General features: G+C 54.0%; 1 protein-coding gene. It reads right to left on the bottom strand.

The window, feature by feature from the left end:
- Nucleotides 1-743, bottom strand: a 743-nt coding sequence (locus ACAN56_RS35380) for an IS110 family transposase (protein WP_379148781.1), incomplete at its 3' end; no start/stop codon positions are given.
- Between the last annotated feature and the right edge of the window lie 41 nt (nt 744-784).

Raw genomic sequence — 784 nt, 5'->3', positions numbered from 1 at the left:
GTTGCTGCTGCCAGCAAGGCCGCCGCCTTAGCTCTGCCGCTGACGCCAGAAGCACGTCTCATCCCTTGCTTACGCCAATGGTCAATGACTTCGTCGATGCTCAGTCTCTTTAGGTCACACGGCATAGGGCAAGCGTGGAGCGACGCCAGCGACCTTAGCACCGTCCAGTCCGGGAAGACTTGGCGAAATTCCGGGAAGTAAAGGTCTATCCAGCGAACGATCCGGTTGCCCAGGCTTGTCGATTGTTTGACCCAATACTCTCTATCGCTCATGAGCGTCTTTAACCGTTCGAATACGGCTGCCTGAGTAACGTAGTCTGTGTAATAGCCACGGCTTACGACGTCCGCAATGACAAGCGCATCCTTGGGGTCGTTCTTGGATGGACTGTTGTCCCGGTTCTCTTTGTTGCGGTGAGTCGTCACTGGATTGACCAACACCACCTCGATCCCTTGCTGAAGCAGCCAATTGGCGAGGTTAAACCAGTAATGGCCGGTGGGCTCCAGACCGATTAGAAGGGATGTCAGCCGATGCTTCGACTGAGCTTCCTTTACCCAGCGCAAAAACTTCTCAAAGCCTTCCAGTGTGTTAGGGAAAGACAGGTGACGGGGAGTGAGCGAACGTCCGCGAAAATCGGTCATCTGTGCGGCGTGTGCATCCTTAGCGATGTCGATCCCGACCACTGCATGCTGCATGCTAATTCGTTCAATGCGTTGATTTGTCCTATCGTTTCGGTTAGACTTCATAGTAAGCGCCTCCTGATGGGTTTTTAGGGCTGTAGACCCCT

It is taken from the genome of Paenibacillus paludis (genome assembly GCF_042610515.1).
GTDB lineage: Bacteria > Bacillota > Bacilli > Paenibacillales > Paenibacillaceae > Paenibacillus_AQ.
Note: the sequence above shows the minus strand (reverse complement) of the source record. Positions and strands in the feature narration are given on the sequence as shown.